Here is a 17,622-nt window from a genome sequence, read left to right on the forward strand (position 1 = left end):
TTAATCAGAATTCATAGTTGTAATTGATGCTGAAGAAATAAATCGACGGATCGTCATAACCGCCTTTCAGCAGCGGGTTTTCGACCTGCGACGATTCCATGGTCAGGTATTCAAACGCCATACCGACATTGCTGGCGGTGGTCACCTGATACTGCGCACCGGCACCAAAACGCCACGCCGCGCCGGAAGGCATGGTCAGTGAGGCGTCATCCTGCGATTTATAAAAACTGCTGTCATAGGCGATACCGGTATTCAGCCGCCAGGTTTCATCCGGGCGGAACTGCACGCCGAATGCGGTATGCCAGGTGTCCTGCAATTTGTTGTCGCGATCCAGCGGACGGCTGCCGGTGTAGATCTGATTGCTGCCGTAGGCGCTCCAGTTCTGCCAGCCCAGATCGCCCATCACCGACCAGCGTTTATTCACGTCATGCACCACGCTTAACATCAGCTGGTCCGGGGTATTCACGTCGGCGGTCAGCGGCAGGGTATATTCCCGGTTATCCAGCTGCGGGAAGCGCGCTTTGCCATCAATATTAAAATGGTACTGCGTTTTACTGGTGAAATTCAGACCGACGCGGGTCTGGTCGGTGGCTTTAAATAACACGCCGGTGCGGAAATTCAGCGCCCAGTCGTGATCCGACTGCTTATGATCCTCATCATCGACATTGCGCGTCAGGGAAAGAAACCCGTAATTAATCCCGATGCCCGCGCCCCAGGATAACCGGTCATTCACTTTCCAGGCCAGCGCCGGGCTGAGCGTCAGTCCGACCAGGGTACTTTTCTTAATCAGCCGGTCACCCGCCCAGTCACCAAAATCCAGCCCCAGACCGTAATTGCCATACAGCCCGATCCCGGCGGATAACGAATCATTCAGCCGCTGCTGATAAAACAGATTGGCGCCGGGGAACCAGCCGATGGTGTTACCGGGGCTGCTGCCGCGTAAGGCGGAATTATCATCGAGGGAATACGGCGTGTGGCCGTAAAGCGCCTGCAGGCCACCGGTCAGCATATGATCGGGTAATTCGGTTAAGCCTGCGGGGTTAGACACCAGCGTCGAGGCATCCTGCGCACGGGCGGCCTGACCGGCACCGGCGAGGCCGGTGTCTTCGGTGCCAATTTCATACAGATACAGCCCTGCCGCCTGTGATGACATGGAAAATAAAATGCCACTTATCAAGAAAGTAAGTCTTTTCATATTTCGCCCGGGATCAGCTTGCGATGGAATGACGTGATGCCTATCTAACGATTAGAGAAAGAACCGGATAATTGCAAATAGCCGATAACAAAAAATAAAAAGATGTGTCCATCTGCTAGAAATAATTTCACTTACTGACTAGCCTTTACGCAAACGCCTTCCCGATGAAAACACACAATTCTTTCTATTTAGCAGGATGTTGAGATGAATTATTTATTCCGCGTTTCCGCCCATCGCGGCGGAAAATTGCCGCGTGTCGTCGTCGCTTTTACGCTGTTTATTGTCCTCGCCTGTCAGATGGCGTATGCCGCCACTGAGGCGACGGCAAGCCTTCCTTCCTGGAATGATTCCGCCACAAAATCAAAAATTATTGATTTCGTGCAAAAGGTGACGCTGGAAGGCGGACCGGAATTTGTGATGCCTGAAGCGCGGATTGCGGTGTTCGACAATGACGGCACGTTGTGGACCGAACAACCGGCCTACGTTCAGCTGACTTACCTGATGGATCGCATTAAGGCGCTGGCTCCGCAACACCCTGAATGGAAGAACCAGCAGCCCTTTAAAGGCGTTCTGGAAAATGACATGCATGCGGTTGCGGCGACCGGTAACCCGGGGCTGATGGCGATTGAACATGCCGCCGACGCCGGAATGACCACTGAAGAATTTAAAAAAAGCGTGTCAGCGTGGCTCGATACCGCCCGCGATCCGCGTTTCAAACGGCCTTATACCGAACTGGTGTATCAGCCCATGCTGGAATTGCTGAGCTATCTGCGGGAGCACGGTTTTAAAACCTATATTGTCTCCGGTGGCGGCACCGACTTTATGCGGCCGTGGGCGGAGAAAGCCTATGGTATCCCGCCTGAGCAGGTGATCGGCTCCACCGACAAGATCAAATTTGATATCGATAAACAGGGCCATGCCCGGCTGGTCAAACAGGGCGTGATCAATTTTATCGATGACGCGGAAAATAAACCGGTGGCGATCCACCGCTACATTGGCCGGATGCCGCTGCTGGCGTTTGGGAATTCCGACGGTGATTTACCGATGCTGCAATACGTCTCTTCCGGCGCCGGTCCGAATCTGGTGCTTTATCTGCATCACGACGATGCCGCGCGCGAATACGCCTACGACCGGAAATCCGGCTTCGGCAAACTGGATAAAGGTCTGGATGAGGCGGCGAAAAAAGGCTGGCCGGTGGTCAGCATGAAAACTGACTGGAAAACCGTTTTCCCTGCTGCTCAGGCGAAATAATGCATAACCGGAGGCGGATGAACAGATTCAGCAGGGCGCAACCCCTTCTTATCGTGCTGTGCCTCGGGTGGGCACCTCTGGCGGGGGCAGAAACCCCGGCGGTCACGGATTCGAAAGACGCGGCCAGTGACGATGGGCGTACCTTCCCAATCTGGGGGGATGAGGCGCGGGCGCGTGGCTATTCCATTCCGCTGCCGTTTGGGGTCAACCTCAGTTATATGAATATGCGTCAGAACGTCGATGTCGACAGCATCACCTTCTCCGGCCTGAAATTAGGCGCGCATCCCATTCCTGCCGACATGTTTGATATTGATGTCGCCAAAACCCGCGAGCGCAGCCAGACAGAAAATCTGCGTCTCGATATGTGGGTGTTTCCCTTCCTGAATGTGTACGGTCTGCTGGGTTACACCAAAGGGTCTTCGGTCTCCAACGTGTCGGTGGATGCGGATCCGTCACGCTATACCGGCCTTAACCGCGTGATTGCCACCTCGGTACACAATCTGTACCGCAACGGCGATTTGCAGGATATCGACTTTACCCTCGATTTTCAGGGGCGAACCTGGGGCACCGGTTTCACGCTAGCGGGCGGCTATGGCAACTGGTTTACGCTGGTGGATACCAATTACACCCGCACGGATTTCGACATTCTTGACGGCAGTATTTCGGCGGTGACGGTTTCGCCGCGCGCCGGCTACCGCTTCAACCTGCAGGGCATCGCCGGACCTTCGCACCTGAGCCTTTGGGTGGGCAGCATGTATCAGGATGTGCAGCAGGAATTCAAAGGCAAGCTGTCTGATCTGCATATGCCCGCAGAACTTCAGCCGCTGATCAGCGCCGTCAATCAGGATGATGAGGGGCGTTTTGACGTCAAACAGCATCTGAATTCGCCGTGGAATATGCTGATCGGGGCACAATACGAAATCACGCAAAACTTTAACGTGCTGTCGGAAATCGGTTTCAACGACCGCAACAGCTTCTTTGTTGCAGGTGAATATCGATTCTGATGAACAGATCAGCATGGCTGGCGGGCGGAGTGCTGAGTCTGATGGTGTCACCGCTGAGTGCCGGAGAACTGTCGCACGAGCAGATCGACGGTTTTCTCAATAAACTCGGCGCGGACAATCATTTTGATGCCAGCAAAGGCGTGGACTGGAGCGTATTGCCTGGCCCGTTTTATACGCCGGAACTGAAACTCGGTCTCGGCACGGCGGTGGCGGGCATTTACCGTATTGATCCGCAAGATAAGCAGACGCAGAACTCCTCCGTGTCGTTTACCGGTTTTGTCAGTACCAGCGGGGCGCTGGGCGTGGGGCTGACCAATTACACCTTTTTCAGTGATGACCAGTGGCGGCTGTTCGTGGACGGCTCAGTGGCAAAAATCCCCACCGGTTTCTGGGGCATTGGTTACGACGCGGCGCAGGGAGATGAAATGAAATACACCGAAAATTCGCTGCGCCTGCATCCTCAGATTTTCTACCGGCTGGCCGATCATTGGTATGGCGGCGTGGGCTGGGATTTCTCGACGATCCACGCCGACGTGGACGATCCCCATCAGAACGACCTTTTTACCCGCTACGGTGCTGACACCCGGTCGCAGAGTTCCGGCGGTTCCGTCGCGCTGAATTACGATACCCGTGATGTGATCACCCGGCCCCGGCATGGCCAGTTTTTCAGTGCCGAATACAACGTTTTTGATCCGGCTACCGGTTCTGATACGCATTTCACCGCCTTGCAGTTGCAGTACAACCATTATCAGCCGCTCAATGACAGCGACGTGCTGGCGTTTGATGTGTGGGGACGATTTTCACAGGGCGATGTGCCGTGGGACCGTCTTTCGCTGGCCGGCGATGACCGCCGGTTGCGCGGCTATTATCAGGGGCAATACCGCGATAAAGACGTGGTCAGCACCCAGCTTGAATACCGTAAAAAACTCAACTGGCGACACGGTTATGTGCTGTGGCTGGGGATGGGCGCACTGGGCGATACGCCGGGGGATCTGACCTCGCATCCTCTGTTACCCAATGCGGGGGCCGGTTACCGGTTTGAGGTAAAACCGGACATGAATTTGCGGCTGGATCTGGGCGTCGGCCGGGAAAGCGCAGGTTTTTATTTTCAAATTGCGGAGGCTTTTTGAACCACAAAATGCTGTGTACGTGGCTGTTGTGCGCGGCGTCGGTGAGCCATGCTGAAACCATGCCGACGGACATTCTGCCCGTCGAATCCGCTGCCCGTGTCGGACCGGTCGCCCGGCACCTGACCGCGCCGGAATCCCTGCGCCCGTGCTGTGCCTTTGGCTACGGATTACGTGTCCGCGCCATCGGCGTGCCGGTGCCGTTTTACCAGATCGGCAACGTGTTATCCGCTGACTCGCTCGGTACCCACCATTACAACGACAGTGCGCTCGGCGCGGTGAAAAGTATCGTCGGGCTGAGCGCGGAAAAAAGCGGGCTGATCTACACCCGGCGCGGCGGTTTTATCGATATCGCCCACGTACGCGACACGGCGGATAACACCTTTTACCTGTTCACCCGCATTTACCCGCGCCTCGGCAGCGGCTGGCGGTTGTTCTACAGCGAGGAGCTGGGTCTGCGGCGCCTTCAGCTGAAGGCGTTTACCCGTCCGCATTCACCGGTGGAGCGGTATACCCTGGCGGCCTGGCTGGCGGGGCATCTGGCCTTTCAGCTGGCGCAATGGCATGAGATCGCCCAGTGGTATGGCTTCCAGTCGGTGAAAGGCTTTTCAGAGGAAATCTCGGCGTTTTCGCCGGAAGATCTCTATTCCAATCTGCTGGGCGCGCGGCTGGCGATTAACGTCATCCTGCACGGCCACGCCGGTTCGCCGGAGAAATACAATGCGGCGATGGGATCCGCCTTACACGACGCGCTGATCCGGCTGGGTGCGGTCAGTGAAGCGGAAACCAAGCGGCAGTTTCATGAGGTGGACGGCATCTGGTGGAACAGCAAGCGCCGGGTGCCGGACAAATTTCTGGTGTTAAACCGCAACTATGATCTGAGCGATAGCCGCTTTCCGACGCCGATGCCTTTCGAAAAAATCCCGCCTTATCGGCTGACGATACCTGAGAAGGTGGCGGGATACCGGTTGTCTGCACTGGGGGAACTGCAAATTTACCCCGGCAGTGAGATGCGCGGACTGAAAACGCCCGCGCATTTTTATACTCCGTCACAATTTCCTGCGCTGGCAGAAAAAGCAAAATACGCCGACCAGATACAGTTGCAGAAATTGAATAAATAGACATTAACGAAACGAGAGTCAGGGAGTCTGTGAATGGCCGACAACAGCTTGAACGCGTTTATCCCGACGTTGATAAGGCGGGGCGGAGTCTTTCTTTTTCTGGCATGTATTGCCCTTTTCAGCGTGTCTCACTCACAGGCGGCGGAACCGCGCCTGTCACCGTCTGATCAGGAAAAAGCCCGGACGGTGTATATTTTCCACCAGCCGATCGTGATGTTGCAGGCGAAGTTCGGCTTGTCCACGCCGGAGGAACGGGTGCTGCGTATCCGCAATACGCTGCGTTCCCTCAGCGAGGAGGACATGCGCCATCCGGTGCAAATCCTGCCGGTGCAGCGCTACGGTCAGCAGGGCCGGTTATTTGTGATCAATGGTAAGCCGCTGATGTTGCTGGCGGAAAGTGATCTGGATGAAGGCGATGACCTGACGCTCGATCAGGCCGCGCAGCGGGTGCTGGCGCGTTTTAATGCGCAACGCACCTCGCTTATCGATCAGTATTCTTCCTCGTATCTGACCCTCGCTACCGTCAAGGTGCTGGCGGGCACCGCCGTGCTGATCCTGCTGTATTACCTTGCCTTTCGATCCTGGTCGCGGGTTAAAGCCTATTTTACGGCCAGGATTTTGCTGAAGAAGGGCTGGATCCCCTATCGCTGGCGCAGCCTGCTGGGGGCGGTGGAAGTACATGCCTACGCGCTGCTGATGATTTTACTCAGCATCGTGGCGTTCTATCTCTGGCTGAGCTGGCTGTTCCGCCTGTATCCGTGGACGCGTGTCTGGGGCGAATCCCTTGGCGACTGGTCGGTGAATGTCATTCAGCGGATCGCGCTGGCCATTGTGTCGGCGTTCCCCGGTTTGCTGATTGTGGCGATCATCTTCCTGCTTACCGCGTTTATCCTCAAGCTGCTGAAAATACTGCTCCGGCGGGTAGAGACCCGCAAACTTCAGGTGCCGGGGCTGCATCCGGAAACCGTCGGGGCGACGCGTAAACTGATTTCGGTGATGGTGTGGTTGTTCGCACTGTCTGCGGCCTATCCGTTTTTACCGGGAGCCAACTCGCTGGCTTTCAAAGGGGTCAGCGTGTTCTTTGGTCTGATGCTGACGCTGGGGTCGGCCGGGGTGATGAACCACGCGATGAGCGGGCTGGTGCTGATTTATTCCCGTGCGCTGCGCAAAGGCGATGTGATCCGCATCGGCGATAATGAAGGGCTGGTGAGTGAAATCGGCATGCTGGCGACGAAAATCATCACCCGTGAAAGTTACGTTGTCACTGTGCCCAATGCGGTGGTGGTCAGCGGCAAGATCACCAACCTCAGTGCCCAGAATCCGGGCGGAGGCGTCAATCTGACCACCGGCGTTACCATCGGTTACGACACGCCGTGGCGGCAGGTGCACGCCATGCTGGAACTGGCCGCCAGCCGCACGCAGGGCATCGATCCGCAGCACAAACCGCTGGTTCGCCAGCTCAGCCTGATGGACTGGTATATCGCGTATGAATTGCAGGTGCATCTGCGGGCGGGCGAATCCCTCGCGGCGGTGAGAACGGAATTACACAGCCATATTCAGGATGTCTTTAACGAATTCAATGTGCAGATTATGTCGCCGAATTTTGTGAATCAGCCGGAAAACGCGGTGATGGTGACCAAAGATAACTGGTTCGCGGCACCGGCGTCGCCGCCGGAAAACACCTAGCCCAGCAGACCGAGATGTTCGACGAGGATCGAGGTACCGATGGCGATCAGCACCACGCCACCCAGAATTTCCGCCCATTTCCCCATCGCCGCGCCGAGGAAGCGGCCAAGCAGCATCCCGGACGTCGCCATAATGGTGGTGGCGGCACCGATAGCCAGCGCCATCACCAGAATATTCACCTGCAGGAAGGCCAGACCCACACCCACGGCCATCGCATCCAGACTGGTTGCCACCGCAGTGGTCACCAGCAACCAGAAGCCGTGACGACGGGGCGCTTCGGTTTCTTCGCTGGCGTCTTTTTTGAACGCCTGCACAATCATGCGCAAACCGAGGATCAGCAGCAGGGTGAACGCCACCCAGTGATCCCAGCTCATGATAAACTGGCTGGCCGCCAGCCCGATCCCCCATCCGATAACCGGTGTAATGGCTTCAATGACGCCAAAAATCAGTCCGGTGCGCAGGGCTTCTTTCAGCGGCGGGCGGTGCAGTGATGCGCCCTTGCCGATCGCCGCAGCGAAGGCATCCATGGACATGCCGAAAGCCAGAATGAGGACGGTATAGAGTTGCATAAAAACGGACCAGTCAGGCCTTCAGGGACAAAAAAGGCTGTTTATTAATTGAGGTGCGCAGTCTGCCACAAAACAGGAAATAAAAAAACCTGTATTTTCAAGGTGTTATAGTATTGGTTAAGAAAGTTAGCACAGGCTATATTTGGTTAATAAGCCCGCTTATTGATGAAAATGGCAGCACTGTCATACAAAAATGCCTGCCATCATAAGGATTTAGCCCGAGTGCGGTTTATTCAGAAAATCTGACCCCGGGGTGTGCGGTGAGCCTATCTCGTGGCGTACACGATAAACGTCACCACACCGAAGATCTCCAGCGACGCTTCATCCTGAAAAGTGATGGGGGAATAGGTCGGATTCATCGGCACCAGCTGCAATACCGGACGGGTACATAATTTCTTTACCGTGAACTCACCGTCCACCGCCGCCACCACAATGTCGCCGTGCACGGCGGTCAGTGCGCTGTCGACCACCAGCAAATCGCCGTCGTTAACATTGGCGTCCGTCATCGAATGGCCTGAAACGCGGATAAAGTAGGTCGCACTCGGGTGAGCGATCATCAGTTTGTTCAGATCGAGCTGCGCCTCCACGTAATCCTGCGCCGGTGAAGGGAAGCCGCAAGGGACGCGATCCAGAAACAACGGCAGGGTGATACTTTTCAGCGGGCTGCCGGGAGTGTGTAAAATCATACTGAGTTCTCGTGATACTGGTTTTATATACAGTATTCACGTCAGCGTGGCGCTGATCAAGCCTGTCAGAGACAGAAAAATGTATCTGCCTGATTGGCGGTGGAATTTATGTTTATGCGGATCGCTACCGGCAAACGAGATTTGGCCGGCGGAGCAAAAATGTCAGGTTTTTGGATAAAAATAACGCGTTTTACAGTTCATCCTACCCTTTTTATTTGTAATACCTGCTCACAAAGAAAATTCAAAGCAAATAATATGTAACAGAAATTATCTTGGGATAATAAAATAGGTTTTATTCTCTAAAGGAAAAATGCTTTTTTTCAATTGTCACGATAAATCATTTCCCTCTCCTCAATTCACTGTTTTAACAAAATGAATGCTTACGCATCTTGTTGTTTTTAAATGTTTTTATCTCAGTTATTTAGAGGTGGTTAATATAATAATAAGCAGAGTGATATGTGAAATCTCTTAATTACTGTTTATTATCCCCGCATAATTTTACCTCCTCAAACTTTATGGTGATTTATCCGTGAGTAATACACAATATAAACTGAGCAAAGCGCGGCCTCCCCGCGTGCAAATAACGTATGACGTTGAAGTCGGCGGCGCTGAATCCAAAAAAGAATTACCTTTAGTGATGGGGGTGATCGGGGATTTCGCAAAAGACGATATGCCACTGCGTGACCGTCGTTTCACTCACATTGATAAAGACAACTTTAATAATGTGATGGAAGGGATGAAACCGGCAGTCGAAATGCTGGTGGAAAGTACCCTGCCAGAAAAAGAAGGCCAGATGGCGGTCGCTCTGGAATTCAACAGCATGGACGACTTTTCTCCGGAAAACGTGGTGATGCAGGTTGAGCCGCTGCGCAAGCTGCTTGAACTGCGTGAGCAACTGAGCGATTTACGCAACCGCACCGCCAGCAATGATCGCCTGAAAGAGCAATTGGTTGAGCTGCTGGAAGGTATCGCGAAAGACGCAGAATCCGCCAAAGGAGATGCAGAATGAGCGATATCCAGGTGATGAACGCCTCTGCCCAGGCGGAGCAATCCGGCGATTATCTTGATCAGATTATCGACAATACCCAGGCCATCCGCCGCGAATCCGACCGGACCAAAGTGAAAAGTCAGCTGGATAACTTCCTGTCGGAAGTGGCATCCGGCGCGGTCATCGTGTCCAATGATCTGGTCGGCAGCATCGAAGCCCGCATTGCGGCCATTGATGAACTGCTCTCTGCTCAGGTCAGCAAAATTATTCAGGCTCCGGAATTCCAGCGTATGGAATCTTCCTGGCGCGGTCTGCACAAACTGGTGCAAAGCAGCGTCACAGAAAACACCAAAGTGCGCGTGTTTAACTGCACCAAGAAAGAGCTGATGCGTGACTTTAAATCAGCCTCCGACTTTGATCAGTCTTCCTTATTTAAAAGTATTTATGAAAGTGAATATGGCACCTTCGGCGGTGACCCGTATTCGGCTTTTGTCGGCGATTTTGAATTCGACTGCATGCCGGAAGATGTTCAGTTGCTCGAGCACATTTCCCATGTTGCCGCCGCAGCCCACGCGCCATTCCTGAGTGCTGCGAATCCTGGCATGTTTGCTATGGGATCCTTCTCCGAAATGCCGCGTCCGCGCGATCTGGGCAAGCTGTTTGAAACCTCCGACTATGCCCGCTGGAAATCCTTCCGCCAGAGCGATGACTCACGCTATGTCGGTTTGACGCTGCCACGCGTCATTGGCCGTCTGCCTTACGGTGCGAAAACCGTGTCCGTGGAGGCGTTCAATTTCGAAGAGAAAATTGACGAAAATAACGACGGTGCCAGCTACCTGTGGGTCAACGCGGCTTACGATTTAGCGGGCCGTATGGTGGAAGCTTTTGAAGAGCACGGCTGGTGCGCGGCAATCCGCGGCGTGGAAGGCGGTGGTCTGGTGAAATCCCTGCCAACCTACAACTACATTTCACAGACCGGCGAAAAGGTCATGCAGTGTCCGACAGAAGTGGCGATCTCTGACCGTCGCGAAAAGGAACTGGCTGAACTTGGTTTTATTCCGCTTATTTATTGCAAGGGCACCGATTATGCCGCGTTCTTCGCCGTGCAATCGACCAATAAACCGCGCAAATATGATTCTGAACTGGCCAATGCAAACGCTAAATTGTCCAGCCAGTTGCAATATATTATGACGACGTCGCGCTTTGCTCATTATTTAAAATCCATCGTGCGCGATAAAGTGGGCAGCTTTATGTCCAAATCTGAATGCCAGAATTTCCTGCAAAACTGGATCAACCAATATGTTGTAGGTTCAGATAATGTAGGACCAACGATTAAAGCAAGCCATCCGTTGCGTGAGGCTGTGGTTGAAGTTGTTGATGTACCAGGTTCTCCGGGCAGTTATCGCGCCGTTGCATATTTAAAACCGCATTTCCAGCTTGAAGGGCTAAGCATGTCGCTGCGCCTGGTAGCGGAACTTCCTGCATCGACGGGTGCATAAATATAATCGTTAAAATAAGGATATAAAATGGCTACTGAATCGCTTTTTATGCAAATTGAAGGTATTAAAGGTACTGTCAGCAATAAAGGTTATGAAGGCTGGATCGCTGTTGAGAATATGAATTTCGGTGTTTACTGCTCGGCTAAAATTGATAATGCCAGCGGTCAGGTTAACAGCGATGGCGTTAACTTTGATGCGATTTCATTCTCAAAAGCAATGGATACCACCTCTACTCAGTTATCCAATATGGTTGCGCAAGGCAGCAACGTTAAGCAGATCGTGATTGTTAAGGCCTTGTTCCAGGGCGAGAAACTGGTTGAAGCGCTGAAACTGACCTACAAAAACTGTGTGCTGAACAGCTACAACTTTAATGCCTATTCTGAAGGCGATATCCCGAGTGAAAATCTGAGCTTCGTATTTGGTCAGATGACATTCGAAACCAATATGGTTGAGCCAGATGGCAAAACCAGCAAACAGGGTCCTGTGGGCTGGAACCTGGTTGAAAATACCAAGCTGTAATTTTTCAAAACAACAGTGCACGCCGCAAGCGTGCACTGTATTAAGGTTTATAGATGAAAAGTTTATTGCAGCAATTATCAGATAATAATCCGAAAGACCAGAATGATATTTCTGAGGCAGAAGACAAAAGCAGCACACTCATTGATGAGATATTGCTGCTTTTGTCTTCCCGCCCCCGAAGTTACCGTATTGACGATATTCCGTTAATTAATGCGTCGATCCTTAATTATGGCGTCAGTGATGTTTTTGCCAGCGATACACCGCGTCTTGAGCGCAATGCCATTATGCAATCACGTATTGAAACCGCATTACAGCGCTTTGAACCCAGATTAAAAAACGTCTGTGTAACGCCAGGTGAAGAACTGGGAAGTCTTTGTTCCTTCATCATTGACGCCGAAACACTCGCAGGCGAAGTCCGTTACCGGCTTATGTGGGACGATGTCATCAGTCAATTTTCTCTGCGTGACTAACGAGTAATTCTAATGTTGGCGAAAAAATTAATTTCTTATTATCAGAATGAACTCGCTTACCTCAAAACGCAGGGAAAGGCGTTCGCACGCCATTTTCCCAAAGTCGCCCGCCGTTTAGGGATGTCAGAAGGCACGTCTGAAGATCCGCATATCGAGCGAATTATTGAATCCTTTGCGCTGGTCACCGCGCAGATCCAGCAACGTCTTGATGAAGATATGCCGGAAGTGACCGATGCATTACTGACCGTGCTGGCGCCGCAATTTTTGCGTCCTTTTCCGTCGGTGTGTGTCGTACAGATGCAGCCGGATATCAAAATCAGCGCGCTGACGGCCAGCAACCACATTGATGCCGGAACGGCCTTGTATTCGCGTCCGGTCAACGGTCAGATTTGCCGTTTCCGCACCACTTATCCGGTCACGCTTCAGCCGGTCAGCCTGCATAAAGCCAGCCTGCATCTGGATGCCGATGACATGAGCTGGAGTCTGAAAATACAGTTGTCGGTGTGGCCGGGTGCCACGCTGGCGGCGGATTCCCTGAGGCTGCATCTCAGCGGGGCCAGCCGGATCGTGAACATTCTTTATACCTTGCTGTGCAGCGAAGTGGCGTCACTTTCTGTTCTCCTGCAGGGGCAACACCATACGCTGCCACCGGAGAGTCTCCGGGCTGTCGGTTTCGGCGAAAATGAAGGTTTGCTCGCGGGCGACTCGCGGGTTTCACCGACCCACAGCCTGTTGCAGGACTATTTTTTCTTTCCGCAAAAGTTTCATTTTATTGATATGCCGCTGCCTGCGGGCGTCGTGGCAGGCAGTCAGGATGACCTCTCGCTGGTAGTGAAATTCAACCGCTGCATGGTGGCGCGACAGCTGGAAAAAATAGCCAGTGCGGTGAACGAAAATCTGTTTCTGCTCAACTGCACGCCCGCGGTCAATCTCTTCGCCCATCGCGCCGAACCGATTTCGCCGGATCACGAAACGGCGGAATATCCGGTGATCCCCGATATCCGCCATCAGGATGCGATGGACGTCTGGTCGGTTGACGGCGTGTCGGCAATGCGCAAACAGGGCAACGAAACGCAGTCCCGCCCCATTTATCCGTTGTTTGGTTTAGACCATTCCGCCAGTGACGGAGAGACCGGGCTGTTCTGGCAATCCATGCGCCGTGAAACCATGCAAAACCATGGCGTCGCCTCCACGCTGTTTATCGCGTTTTCTGACCGGGGAGAGAAGCCCCTGGCGCCCGGTTGTGACATTGTCAGCATGAACCTGACCTGCACCAATCGCGACATTCCGGCCGCCATGCGCAATGGCGACCCTGACGGTGATTTCGATTCGGAACTGCCGATTGCGGGCATGAAGATTATGGCACTGACGCGCCCGACGCTGCCGGTCAGGCCGCCGGTGAAACAGGCCACGCGCTGGCGGTTAATTTCTCAGCTTTCGCTCAACCACATGCTGATCAGCGGGCCGGAAGGCGCCCGTGTGCTGAAAGAATCTCTGGCGCTGTACAACTTTGTCGATAATCCGGGCATCAGCCGGTTGATCAACCTGATCCAGCATGTCGAATCCAGCCCGGTGATCACCCGGCTGGCCCCGCTGGATCCGCGTTCTATGGCGCGGGGGATAGAAATCCGCGTGACATTTTCCCGCGAGGCGGCCGAAGAGGTGGAGTATTTCCTGCTGTGCCGCTTTATCGATTCGTTTCTGGCGCTGTACGCGCCGGTCAACAGTTTCACCCGGGTGATCACCTGCATTGACGCGCCGGGAGAAACCGCACGTATCTGGCCGGTCCGGGCGGGAAGACTGTCATGGATTTGAGCAAAATCCTCAGCCCGCATAACTTTTTCCAGCAGGTGCGTCTGATGTTGCGCAGGCTGACCCGCGGGCAGGGCAAAGACAGTAAACAGGTTCTCGAAGAGCAGCTTTATTTTATTTCGCCGCTCTCGCTGGATGCGCCGAAAGGCGACATTACGCAGGTCACGCCGCTGGATAAGCAGCGCTGGCAGGTTGAGGTAGCCGCCCACGGGCTGACAGGCGCGCTCGGCGCGTTACCGACGGTCTACACCGAATGGATGATCGAACGGTATTACCGCCACGGCGATAAAACGGCCAAAGCCTTTCTGGATATGTTTAACCACCGGCTGCACAGCCTGCGCTATCTCGCCTGGCAGAAATATCATTATTACGCCATGGCGGAATTCACCGCCACGCGGCCGCTGAGTCAGGCCATCCGCGCCTTATCCGGCGTGGCGGCCAGCACGCCGTCTCTGCAACAGGAGCAGTTTGCGGATTTGTTCGCCCATTCCGTCCGCTCCATGCTCAACATTGAAACCTGGTTACGACACCGTTTTGCCGTGGCAGCGAAAGTCACGCCTTTTACCGGTGGGTGGCAGGTGATGGATCCGGCCTTGTGTTGCCGGCTGGGAGAACCGACACAAACGCTTGCCGCCGCGCCTATGCTCGGCAGCGTTTACTGGGACCGGCAGTCACATTTTACGGTGACGCTGGGGCCGGTGCCGATGAAAAACGCCGGTTTGTTTTTGCCGAAGGGAAAACACTACCCGCACCTGTGGTCGCACATCCGCGAATACGTCGGGCAGGGGCTGGATTTTGATATTGATCTGCTGATCGAAAATACGTCGAACATCATCACTCCGCTGGGATGCGGGCAACTCGGGCTGGATATATGCCTTGGGCATTCCGAGGGTGCTGGCCAGCATAAAATTCGTTTACCCGTCTGCCGGGAAGGAAAATAAAAAATGGCAAAATCACTGGGACAAGACAACCGCTTTATCCGGTTTGTCGGCGATGCCGCGGATGCTCTGACGCTGATGCACATCGAGGGCGATGAACAATTTTCGGACACTTTCCGTTATCAGATCCAGTTCCGTACCTCGCTGGTCACCCCGCAGATGGGGCGTTTTCTGGGGCATGAAATGGCCTGTGAGATTGGCCGGGGCAACCAAAAACGTTACGTGCATGGCGTGCTGACCCGCATCGAAGAAGACAACAATGTCGATGGCATCAGCACCTTCACCGGCACGCTGGAACCCCGGATGGCGTTGCTGCGTCTGGGGCGTAATCTGGCGGTGTTCCAGAACATGACCGTGCCGGATCTGGTGTGCAAACTGCTGCGCCAGCAGAACATCAGTCACATTGATTTGCGCCTGCGCGCTACGTATCAGCCGCGTGAATATTGCATTCAGTATCGCGAATCCGATTTCGACTTTATAAGTCGTTTGCTCGAACAGGAAGGGATCTATTACTTCTTCCAGCACGATGCCGGACAGCACACGCTGGTTCTGGCCGATCACCCGTCCAGTCATCAGTCCGGCAAAACGGCAGAATTACCCTTTATGCCTTTGCAGGGGCGGGGCGATGGCGTCGGGATCCTGAGCTGGGTCGCGAGTGCTTCGCTGGCGGCCTCATCCGTCACGCTCAAAGGTTTCAACATGGTGCAGGCGGCCAGTGTGGAAGGGGAATCCCAGGCCGTGGTGGCGGAGTATTCCGTGCCGGGCGTCAGTTATGTGGATGCGCACGGTCATGAAAAACGTGACGTATTGCAATCCGGCGCGCGCCTGAAAATGGAACAGCTTGAGTCGGATAATCAGCAGTTCTATGCCGAAGCCAGCGCCTGGTGGTTAGGTTGCGGCGATAAATTCCAGCTGAGCGGGCATCCGTCCTGTCAGGGGAATTACCGCATCAGGTCGGTGCATATGCAGGCTTCGAGCAGCATTGACGACGGGCAACCTGATTTCAGCTACGCGCTGACGGTGCTGAAAGACAGCCTGTCATGGCGTCCGCCGTGCCTGACAAAACAGCCTGAAATCGCCGGTATTCTGACCGCCATTGTGGTCGGGCCGAAATCAGAAGAAGTCCATACGGACGAATATGGCCGCATCAAAATTCAGTTCCCGTGGGATCGCGAAAACAAGCACGACGATGGCAGTTCCTGCTGGGTACGGGTTTCCCAGCCGTGGGCGGGCGGTCGCTTTGGCGCCATGTTCCTGCCGCGCGTCAACAGCGAAGTCACGGTCAGTTTTGTGCACGGCAACCCTGATTATCCGCTGGTGACCGGATCGGTCTTCAATGGTCAAAACAAACCGCCGCTGAGTCTGCCTGAAGAGAAAAACCATGCCGGATTTGTCTCGCGCAGTTCCGTGAACGGCAACGTTGAAGAAGGGCATGAACTGCGCTTTGACGACAAAAAAGGCGAAGAGCGGCTGATCATCACCTCGCAAAAAGATCTGCTGCTGACGGTGAAAAACGATGTCACCGGCAGCATCGCCAAAAATGTCACACAAACCATTGGCGAAAACCGCACGACCGAACTCACCAAAGGGAACGACAGCCTGACGCTCAAACAGGGCGATTACAGCCTGGACATCAAAGGCAACCTGCAGGAAAGCCTGACCAGCGGTAATCATCAGCTAAAAATCAGCGGGGGCGGCAGCACGGTGAAAGCGGACAAAGCCTGCGTCATCGAATCCACCCAGTCGATCGAACTGAAAGTCGGCAGCAGCAAAATCACGCTTTCTCCTTCCGGCATCACGCTGAGCGGCACCACGATCAAAATCGAAGGGAAAGGCACGGCAGAACTTAAAGGCGCAATGGTCACTGTTCAGGGGAGTGGTATGACCCAGATCAAGGGCGGCGTGACGATGATTGGCTGAGGAAAAATCACATGAAAGCAAAACTGCTCACGCCGGACGCGCTTGCGGCTTATAACCCGCGACAAAACGGGGCTGAAAACGCCGCGCAACTGATGATGACCGAACAATGGGAAGACGCACTGGCCAGTGTGGTTGCAGATTCTCCACAAGAGAAACTGCTGGCATGGACGCTGCAACAGGCGCTGAACCAGCCGGGATCTGCAGAGCAGCCGGTGCAGCAATGCGCCAGTGAAATCCGGCAGTGGCTGGCGGAACACGATGACGACCGGCGCTTCCGTATTTTCCAGCAGGCAGAACAGCTGGGCTTTGATACGCCGGTTGGTGCACTCGGTTTAGCGGTGTTCTGGATGGACGGCAGCATGACGCCTGCGGAATTTGATGCGGTTTACCCTGAAGCGCATTTGTCCCGACTGATGCTGCTTTGCGCCCTGAAATTACTCAGCGTGGGGATCGCGGCGGAAAACGCCCCTCTGACAGGCGCACAGACATTACTGGCGCAATGGCATGCCGTGCAGGGAGGCCACTGATGGGACAACCCGCTGCCCGCGTGGGCGATATGCATGTTTGCCCGATGGTGACGCCCGGCCTGCCGCCGATCCCTCACGTTGGCGGGCCGGTGACCACGCCCGGTACGCCCACGGTGCTGATTGGCGGAATGCCCGCCGCGACGATGGGATCGATGGCGGTGTGTGTCGGGCCACCGGATACGGTCGTCAAGGGCAGCGCGAAAGTGCTGATTGGCGGTAAACCCGCAGCGCGCATGGGCGACAGCACGGCGCATGGCGGAACCATTGTTGCGGGTTGTCCGACCGTACTGATTTCATAGAGTGTATTGAA

17 protein-coding genes are annotated in these 17,622 nt (G+C 54.4%); 14 read left to right on the forward strand and 3 right to left on the reverse strand.

Features of this window, described 5'->3' with window-relative positions; all coding sequences use genetic code 11:
- Positions 1 to 4: 4 nt before the first annotated feature.
- Positions 5 to 1,195 (reverse strand): OmpP1/FadL family transporter, encoded by a 1,191-nt coding sequence (locus J9880_RS21540; RefSeq protein WP_131693037.1) that lies wholly within the window; start codon positions 1,193 to 1,195, stop codon positions 5 to 7.
- Between the two features lie 204 nt (positions 1,196 to 1,399).
- Here J9880_RS21540 and J9880_RS21545 point away from each other — a divergent pair, with 204 nt between their 5' ends.
- Genes J9880_RS21545 through J9880_RS21565 form a run of 5 tightly spaced genes read left to right on the forward strand, consistent with a single transcriptional unit; the run spans position 1,400 to position 7,384 of the window.
- Positions 1,400 to 2,446: an HAD family hydrolase gene (locus J9880_RS21545; protein WP_408637245.1), complete on the forward strand. Its 1,047-nt coding sequence runs from the start codon at positions 1,400 to 1,402 to the stop codon at positions 2,444 to 2,446.
- A gap of 17 nt (positions 2,447 to 2,463) precedes the next feature.
- On the forward strand, positions 2,464 to 3,450 hold the full coding sequence (locus J9880_RS21550; RefSeq protein WP_232770720.1) for a porin family protein: 987 nt from the start codon (positions 2,464 to 2,466) through the stop codon (positions 3,448 to 3,450).
- The gene (locus tag J9880_RS21555; protein WP_232770721.1) at positions 3,450 to 4,580 is read left to right on the forward strand and encodes a BamA/TamA family outer membrane protein; all 1,131 of its coding nucleotides are present in this window, start codon (positions 3,450 to 3,452) and stop codon (positions 4,578 to 4,580) included. Before J9880_RS21550 ends, J9880_RS21555 begins: the two co-directional genes overlap by 1 nt.
- Before the next feature lie 8 nt (positions 4,581 to 4,588).
- Positions 4,589 to 5,698: a DUF4056 domain-containing protein gene (locus tag J9880_RS21560; RefSeq protein ID WP_408637250.1), complete on the forward strand. Its 1,110-nt coding sequence runs from the start codon at positions 4,589 to 4,591 to the stop codon at positions 5,696 to 5,698.
- Positions 5,699 to 5,731: 33 nt separating this feature from the next.
- Positions 5,732 to 7,384: a mechanosensitive ion channel family protein gene (locus tag J9880_RS21565; RefSeq protein WP_232770722.1), complete on the forward strand. Its 1,653-nt coding sequence runs from the start codon at positions 5,732 to 5,734 to the stop codon at positions 7,382 to 7,384.
- Here the strand turns inward: J9880_RS21565 and mntP are convergent.
- Both mntP and umuD read right to left on the reverse strand, forming a co-directional pair.
- Positions 7,381 to 7,953 (reverse strand): manganese efflux pump MntP, encoded by a 573-nt coding sequence (gene mntP, locus J9880_RS21570; RefSeq protein WP_095925653.1) that lies wholly within the window; start codon positions 7,951 to 7,953, stop codon positions 7,381 to 7,383. The genes J9880_RS21565 and mntP overlap by 4 nt on opposite strands.
- Positions 7,954 to 8,219: 266 nt before the next feature.
- Complete coding sequence (gene umuD / locus J9880_RS21575) at positions 8,220 to 8,639, reverse strand: translesion error-prone DNA polymerase V autoproteolytic subunit (protein WP_095925654.1); 420 nt, start codon at positions 8,637 to 8,639, stop codon at positions 8,220 to 8,222.
- A 529-nt stretch (positions 8,640 to 9,168) separates the two neighbouring features.
- Between umuD and tssB the strand changes: the two genes are divergently transcribed.
- From tssB to J9880_RS21620, 9 genes are read left to right on the forward strand one after another with little or no spacing between them, the layout of a single operon-like run.
- The gene (gene tssB / locus J9880_RS21580) at positions 9,169 to 9,648 is read left to right on the forward strand and encodes a type VI secretion system contractile sheath small subunit (protein WP_095925655.1); all 480 of its coding nucleotides are present in this window, start codon (positions 9,169 to 9,171) and stop codon (positions 9,646 to 9,648) included.
- Positions 9,645 to 11,126: a type VI secretion system contractile sheath large subunit gene (gene tssC, locus J9880_RS21585; protein WP_232770723.1), complete on the forward strand. Its 1,482-nt coding sequence runs from the start codon at positions 9,645 to 9,647 to the stop codon at positions 11,124 to 11,126. The genes tssB and tssC overlap by 4 nt, the downstream gene beginning before the upstream one ends.
- A 27-nt stretch (positions 11,127 to 11,153) precedes the next feature.
- Entirely contained in the window at positions 11,154 to 11,645 is a 492-nt protein-coding gene (locus J9880_RS21590) for an Hcp family type VI secretion system effector (RefSeq protein WP_095925657.1), read from the forward strand.
- Positions 11,646 to 11,698: 53 nt separating this feature from the next.
- Complete coding sequence (locus J9880_RS21595; protein ID WP_131693041.1) at positions 11,699 to 12,115, forward strand: GPW/gp25 family protein; 417 nt, start codon at positions 11,699 to 11,701, stop codon at positions 12,113 to 12,115.
- 12 nt (positions 12,116 to 12,127) lie between these two features.
- A complete protein-coding gene (tssF, locus tag J9880_RS21600) occupies positions 12,128 to 13,930 on the forward strand; it encodes a type VI secretion system baseplate subunit TssF (protein ID WP_232770724.1) in 1,803 nt (600 codons plus the stop codon).
- A complete protein-coding gene (gene tssG, locus J9880_RS21605) occupies positions 13,921 to 14,868 on the forward strand; it encodes a type VI secretion system baseplate subunit TssG (RefSeq protein ID WP_095925660.1) in 948 nt (315 codons plus the stop codon). Before tssF ends, tssG begins: the two co-directional genes overlap by 10 nt.
- Positions 14,869 to 14,871: 3 nt before the next feature.
- Positions 14,872 to 16,785 carry a type VI secretion system Vgr family protein gene (locus J9880_RS21610; RefSeq protein WP_095925661.1) on the forward strand — a complete coding sequence of 638 codons (1,914 nt, stop codon included), beginning with the start codon at positions 14,872 to 14,874 and terminating at the stop codon, positions 16,783 to 16,785.
- Positions 16,786 to 16,796: 11 nt separating this feature from the next.
- Positions 16,797 to 17,312 carry a DUF6931 family protein gene (locus tag J9880_RS21615; protein ID WP_232770725.1) on the forward strand — a complete coding sequence of 172 codons (516 nt, stop codon included), beginning with the start codon at positions 16,797 to 16,799 and terminating at the stop codon, positions 17,310 to 17,312.
- Complete coding sequence (locus tag J9880_RS21620) at positions 17,312 to 17,611, forward strand: PAAR domain-containing protein (protein WP_095925663.1); 300 nt, start codon at positions 17,312 to 17,314, stop codon at positions 17,609 to 17,611. The genes J9880_RS21615 and J9880_RS21620 overlap by 1 nt, the downstream gene beginning before the upstream one ends.
- Positions 17,612 to 17,622 lie beyond the last annotated feature (11 nt).

Source organism: Rahnella victoriana, assembly GCF_021276285.1.
In the GTDB taxonomy this organism is placed as follows: domain Bacteria; phylum Pseudomonadota; class Gammaproteobacteria; order Enterobacterales; family Enterobacteriaceae; genus Rahnella; species Rahnella victoriana.

Bases quoted from the DNA above. Each gene is read 5' to 3' on its own strand.
- J9880_RS21555 (WP_232770721.1), top strand. From the start codon at position 3,450: ATGAACAGATCAGCATGGCTGGCGGGCGGAGTGCTGAGTCTGATGGTG.
- J9880_RS21610 (WP_095925661.1), top strand. From the start codon at position 14,872: ATGGCAAAATCACTGGGACAAGACAACCGCTTTATCCGGTTTGTCGGC.
- mntP (WP_095925653.1), bottom strand. From the start codon at position 7,953: ATGCAACTCTATACCGTCCTCATTCTGGCTTTCGGCATGTCCATGGAT.
- tssF (WP_232770724.1), top strand. From the start codon at position 12,128: ATGTTGGCGAAAAAATTAATTTCTTATTATCAGAATGAACTCGCTTAC.
- J9880_RS21545 (WP_408637245.1), top strand. From the start codon at position 1,400: ATGAATTATTTATTCCGCGTTTCCGCCCATCGCGGCGGAAAATTGCCG.
- umuD (WP_095925654.1), bottom strand. From the start codon at position 8,639: ATGATTTTACACACTCCCGGCAGCCCGCTGAAAAGTATCACCCTGCCG.
- J9880_RS21595 (WP_131693041.1), top strand. From the start codon at position 11,699: ATGAAAAGTTTATTGCAGCAATTATCAGATAATAATCCGAAAGACCAG.
- tssC (WP_232770723.1), top strand. From the start codon at position 9,645: ATGAGCGATATCCAGGTGATGAACGCCTCTGCCCAGGCGGAGCAATCC.
- J9880_RS21590 (WP_095925657.1), top strand. From the start codon at position 11,154: ATGGCTACTGAATCGCTTTTTATGCAAATTGAAGGTATTAAAGGTACT.
- tssG (WP_095925660.1), top strand. From the start codon at position 13,921: ATGGATTTGAGCAAAATCCTCAGCCCGCATAACTTTTTCCAGCAGGTG.
- J9880_RS21565 (WP_232770722.1), top strand. From the start codon at position 5,732: ATGGCCGACAACAGCTTGAACGCGTTTATCCCGACGTTGATAAGGCGG.
- J9880_RS21620 (WP_095925663.1), top strand. From the start codon at position 17,312: ATGGGACAACCCGCTGCCCGCGTGGGCGATATGCATGTTTGCCCGATG.
- J9880_RS21540 (WP_131693037.1), bottom strand. From the start codon at position 1,195: ATGAAAAGACTTACTTTCTTGATAAGTGGCATTTTATTTTCCATGTCA.
- J9880_RS21560 (WP_408637250.1), top strand. From the start codon at position 4,589: ATGCTGTGTACGTGGCTGTTGTGCGCGGCGTCGGTGAGCCATGCTGAA.
- J9880_RS21615 (WP_232770725.1), top strand. From the start codon at position 16,797: ATGAAAGCAAAACTGCTCACGCCGGACGCGCTTGCGGCTTATAACCCG.
- J9880_RS21550 (WP_232770720.1), top strand. From the start codon at position 2,464: ATGAACAGATTCAGCAGGGCGCAACCCCTTCTTATCGTGCTGTGCCTC.